This window comes from Polaromonas sp. (genome assembly GCF_030689685.1).
In the GTDB taxonomy this organism is placed as follows: Bacteria; Pseudomonadota; Gammaproteobacteria; order Burkholderiales; family Burkholderiaceae_C; genus Polaromonas.
Genome location: NZ_JAUYEY010000003.1, coordinates 1 through 5,188, shown reverse-complemented (window position 1 = coordinate 5,188; position 5,188 = coordinate 1). Strand labels below are relative to the sequence as shown.

Sequence of the window (5,188 nt, the reverse complement as noted above, 5' to 3'; positions counted from 1 at the left end):
GAGTCCCGCGTGGCGGTCAGCATGCCCGAGTCCCTCGGACAAATGAGAGATGTAACGATTGAACTCCTTGGCTGCGTCCATAAAGCCTCCGGTCAGAATTGATGCTATTGAAATAATAGCATATTTTATGACACAGTAAGACTATGAGTCTGGGCGACAGAAGGCGTCGAGAGCGAAAATCGGCCCCAGCGAGGACAGTTTTTGCCGGGTTTGCAGCCTCATAGCCGTAGCTATGGGGCAAAAAGCCGGTGAAAAATGGACCGTCGCGGCCGCTTTGCAGCCGACGGTCCTTCTGCCGCCCAGACTCCTAGTCCGACACGTTGCAGAAAACCTGTTACCTGCCTGCGCAGGCGGGCATTTCAAGGTTTTTACACATCAGAACGGCCGACAGCCCATACCCTGCGGTCGCAGGCAGCTATAGAAACGATAGCGTTTGCTCCGCCGGAAATTACCCCACAGCGCGGTCAAATCGGAACACGCCAGGATCGAGGACCGGGTCCACATCCACCGGGATCACACTCTTGGGCGGGAAGCGTCCTTCCAGCAGCAGCTTGCTCAACGGGTTCTCGATGCGCTGCTGAATCGCACGTTTGAGCGGCCGCGCGCCGAACACTGGGTCAAAGCCGACCTTGGCCAGTTCGGCAATCGCGGCCTCCGACACCTCCATCGTCAGATCCATCTTCTGTAGCCGTGCCATCAGCACCTTGAGCTGGATGCGGGCAATCGATTCGATGTTTTTCGCATCGAGCGAATGGAACACCACGGTCTCGTCAATACGGTTCAAAAACTCGGGGCGGAAGTAGTTTTTCAGCTCATCCGTCACCGCTTCCTTGACCTCTTCATACGGCTTGCCGACCATGGACTGGATGATGGGCGAGCCGATGTTGCTGGTCATCACGATGACGGTGTTCTTGAAGTCCACGGTGCGGCCCTGGCCGTCGGTCAGGCGGCCATCGTCCAGCACCTGCAGCAGCACGTTGAAGACATCCGGGTGGGCTTTTTCCACCTCGTCGAGCAGCAGCACGCTGTAGGGCTTGCGGCGCACCGCTTCGGTCAGGGTGCCGCCCTCCTCGTAACCCACGTAACCTGGCGGCGCGCCTATCAGGCGGGCCACCGAATGTTTTTCCATGAACTCGCTCATGTCAACGCGGATCAGGTGATCTTCGCTGTCAAACAAAAAGCCGGCCAGCGCCTTGCACAGCTCGGTCTTGCCCACGCCGGTGGGGCCGAGAAAGAGAAAAGAGCCCGTGGGCCGGTTCGGGTCACTCAGGCCCGAGCGTGAACGGCGGATCGCATTGGCGACCGCACCGATGGCTTCGTCCTGGCCGACCACACGCTCGTGCAGCTTGCCTTCCATCAGCAGCAGTTTGTCGCGCTCGCCCTGCATCAGTTTGCTGACCGGGATACCGGTGGAGCGCGCGACGACTTCGGCGATTTCTTCAGCACCGACCTGGGTGCGCAGCAAGGTGGGGGCGTTGGACTTGCCTTTGCTGGCCTCGGCGTCCTGCGCTTCCTTGAGGCGTTTTTCCAGCTCGGGCAGCTTGCCGTATTGCAACTCGGCGACCTTGTTGAAGTCACCCTTGCGGGTTTGCTCCTCGATCTGGAAGCGGATGCGGTCGATCTCTTCCATCACGTCTTTGGAGCCGAGCGCCTGGGCTTTTTCGGCCTGCCAGATTTCGTCAAGGTCGGATATTTCCTTTTGCAGCTTGACGATTTCTTCCTCGATCAGACCGAAGCGCTTTTGCGAGGACTCGTCTTTTTCACGGCGCACGGCCTCGCGCTCGATCTGCAATTGAATCAGCCGGCGATCCAGCTTGTCCATCACTTCAGGCTTGGAGTCGCGCTCGATGGCGATCTTGCTGGCGGCTTCGTCGATCAGGTCAATCGCCTTGTCAGGCAAAAACCGGTCGGTGATGTAGCGGTGGCTCAACTCGGCCGCAGCAACGATGGCCGGGTCGGTGATCTGCACGCCGTGGTGGAGCTCGTACTTTTCTTTCAGGCCACGCAAGATGGCGATGGTGGCTTCCACCGATGGCTCACCGACCAGAATTTTCTGGAAGCGGCGCTCCAATGCGGCGTCTTTTTCAATGTACTTGCGGTATTCGTCCAGGGTGGTCGCGCCCACGCAATGCAGCTCGCCTCTGGCCAGCGCGGGCTTGAGCATGTTGCCGGCATCCATCGCACCCTCGGCCTTGCCGGCACCCACCATGGTGTGCAGCTCGTCGATAAATACAATGGTCTGGCCTTCGTCCTTGGCGAGCTCCTTGAGCACGGTTTTCAGGCGCTCTTCAAACTCGCCGCGAAACTTGGCGCCGGCCAGCAGCGCGGCCATGTCCAGGCTCAGCACGCGTTTACCCTTGAGCGATTCTGGCACCTCGCCCGCAACGATGCGCTGCGCCAGGCCTTCCACAATCGCGGTTTTTCCGACGCCGGGCTCGCCGATCAACACCGGGTTGTTCTTGGTGCGGCGCTGCAGCACCTGGATGGCGCGGCGGATCTCGTCGTCGCGGCCGATCACCGGGTCGAGCTTGCCCATGCGCGCGCGCTCGGTCAGGTCCAGGGTGTATTTCTTGAGCGCTTCGCGTTGGCCTTCAGCTTCAGGGCTGTCCATGCCCTGGCCACCGCGCACAGTGTCGATAGCAGATTCGAGCGCCTTGCGCGTCAGGCCGGCCTCTTTGGCGAGCTTGCCGACCTCGGCCTTGCTGTCGGCCACGGCCAGCAGGAACAGCTCGCCGGCAATGAACTGGTCGCCGCGCTTGATCGACTCCTTTTCCGTCGCCTGCAGCAGCTTGGCCAGTTCGGGGCCAACCTGGATCTGCTCCTGGCCGGAGACCGTGGGCAGCTTCTTGACGGCAGCGTCGATGGCGGCCTGCAGGGCGGTCACGTTGACACCGGCACGCTGCAGCAAGGCCTTGGGCCCGTCGTCCTGGGCCAGCATGGCGGCCAGCAGGTGGGCCGGCTCGATGTAGGCGTTGTCATGACCAAGCGCGAGCGACTGCGCGTCGCTGAGGGCTTCCTGGAACTTGGTGGTGAGTTTGTCTTGGCGCATGGGGCGTCCCTTCAAAATGATTGCAGTTGATCTGGGGCTGCCACCGGCGGTTTTCAATAGCCCTTGCGCCGACCCGCAGATCCCGTCCGTCCTCATTCGCACTCCCGTATGAACGGGAACAGCTCTAAAATCGGTCTCATGAACATACACCAGGTGTCGCTCAGCTACGTCCACGAACAAGACCGCCTGTTGATTCGCATCAATGGCAAGGAAGGCGGTGAGCTGCGCGCCTGGCTGACGCGGCGCCTGGCGCTGGCGCTGCTGCCCCTCCTGAGCCAGAGCACAAGCGATCAGATGAAAAAAGTCGCGGCTCCGGCGGCGCCCGCAGTTACCCTGGAAGACCAGCGGGGGCAACTGCTGACGGCCTTTCAGAAAGAAGCGGCGCTGCGCACCGGGGACTTTGAGACGCCCTACCAGAGTCGCCAGGGCCAGCCAGGCGACCCGGTGCTGGGCCCCGAGCCGCTGCTGCTGACGGAAGTCAAGGTCACGCTGTTGAACAGCGGCCAGTTGCGGCTGCAGTTGTTTGAAAAGATGCCGGGCCGCGCGGCGATTCGCAATTTTCATGTCGTGATGGACCCGCAGCTCAGCAACGGCCTGCTGCAACTGCTGCACCAGAGCCTGAACGCCTCACAGTGGCTGCATTTGCCTGCGACTTCGCCATTGGAAGCGGTGGCCACCACAACCGAGCCGGCCGACTTGGGCCTGGATCTGGCCAAGCCCAAATACCTGAACTGAAGCGCCCCTCCGGGGTTCAGCCCACCTTGGCCGCTTCTAGCGAAAAGCCGGCGACTTTTTTGTAGTGCTCGGAGATCTCGCGCAGCTCCTGCTGGCTGATCAGCGCATCGATGTTGGCAAAAGGCTTGCCGCCGCTGAGTTCGTCCACCTTGATGTTGATGAAGTCGGGCGGCACCGAGCGGTTGGTCAGCACAATGTTGGCCGTGGGCGCCAGCCGCAGCTTTTCATAGGCCAGCAGCGCAGGGCGACCGTCCCCGCCGGCGCCAGCCAGTTGTTCGGCCAGCGTGCGCCCGTCGATGATGGCCTGCGCCGAACCGTTGGAGCCGCGCGGGTACATCGGGTGCGCAGCATCGCCCAGCAGCGTCACGCGGCCAAAGGTCCACTGCGGCACCGGGTCCTTGTCCACCATCGGGTACTCAAGAATCTGCTCGGCATTGGCGATCAGCGCGGCAACATCCAGCCACGGGAAACGCCAGTCCTTGAAGATGTCGAGAAAGTCCTTCACGTCGCCGGGGTGGTTCCAGTCGTTCATGGCTGCGTTGTCTCGTTGGATCTCGGCCACCCAGTTGATCAGCTGGTGTCCCTTCTCATCCAACCGGTCAACGATGGGGTAGATCACCATCTTGCCGGTGTCGATGGAGCCGATGCGCATGTAGCTCTTGCCGGTCAGGATAGGTTGGTGCCGCGTCACGCCGCGCCAGGTGTTGATGCCGGCAAACGCAACTTTTTCATCCGGGTAGAACTGGCGCCGCACGGTGGAGTTGACGCCGTCGCAAGCGACCACCACGTCGGCACGCACCGATGGCAGGGTCGCGCCGCTCGATGTCTGCGTGAACTGCACGGTGGCGCCGCTCTCGTCTTGCGTCACGCCAGTGCAGCGGTGGTCGGTGTGGATGGCGTGCGCGCCCAGCCGCTCAAGCGCCGCTTGGTAGAGCAGGCGGTGCAGCTTGCCGCGCGGAATGCCGATCTCAGGCAACGCATAACCGGCATGGCGGCCGCGCGGCTCCTTGTAGATAAACTGGCCGAAGCGGTTGAAAAAAACGCTTTCCTCATTTTCGATACCGACGGCTTCAATCGGTGCCTGCAGGCCCAGCGCTGCCAACTCGCGCATGGCGTGTGGTAGCAAGGTGATGCCGACGCCGAGCTCCTTGACTTCAGGCACGGTTTCATAGACCTCGCAGGCCAGACCGCGCTGGTGCAGGGCCAGCGCCAGGCTCAGGCCGCCTATGCCGCCGCCAACGATTGTTATCTTCATGTGTTCTCTTGGATTGACCGTTTTATGCATCAAATCGGCCTCTAGGAGCCTGGGTGGCAGAAGGAACGTCGGCTGCAAAGCGACCGCGACGGTCCATTTTTCACCGGCTTTTTGCCCCATAGCTACGGCTATGGCGCTGCAAACCCGGC

The 5,188-nt window shown here is 61.6% G+C and carries 3 protein-coding genes; 1 reads left to right on the top strand and 2 read right to left on the bottom strand.

The features are described 5' to 3' along the window. Positions 1 to 448: 448 nt before the first annotated feature. Positions 449 to 3,049: an ATP-dependent chaperone ClpB gene (gene clpB / locus Q8O29_RS00230; protein WP_305560049.1), complete on the bottom strand. Its 2,601-nt coding sequence runs from the start codon at positions 3,047 to 3,049 to the stop codon at positions 449 to 451. 138 nt (positions 3,050 to 3,187) lie between these two features. Here clpB and Q8O29_RS00225 point away from each other — a divergent pair, with 138 nt between their 5' ends. After that, positions 3,188 to 3,784 (top strand): hypothetical protein, encoded by a 597-nt coding sequence (locus Q8O29_RS00225; protein WP_305560048.1) that lies wholly within the window; start codon positions 3,188 to 3,190, stop codon positions 3,782 to 3,784. Positions 3,785 to 3,800: 16 nt separating this feature from the next. Here the strand turns inward: Q8O29_RS00225 and Q8O29_RS00220 are convergent, their stop codons facing one another. Beyond that, positions 3,801 to 5,039, bottom strand: a complete 1,239-nt coding sequence (locus Q8O29_RS00220; protein ID WP_305560047.1) for a flavin-dependent oxidoreductase — start codon at positions 5,037 to 5,039, stop codon at positions 3,801 to 3,803. Between the last annotated feature and the right edge of the window lie 149 nt (positions 5,040 to 5,188).

Bases quoted from the DNA above. Each gene is read 5' to 3' on its own strand.
- Q8O29_RS00225 (WP_305560048.1), top strand. From the start codon at position 3,188: ATGAACATACACCAGGTGTCGCTCAGCTACGTCCACGAACAAGACCGC.
- clpB (WP_305560049.1), bottom strand. From the start codon at position 3,049: ATGCGCCAAGACAAACTCACCACCAAGTTCCAGGAAGCCCTCAGCGAC.
- Q8O29_RS00220 (WP_305560047.1), bottom strand. From the start codon at position 5,039: ATGAAGATAACAATCGTTGGCGGCGGCATAGGCGGCCTGAGCCTGGCG.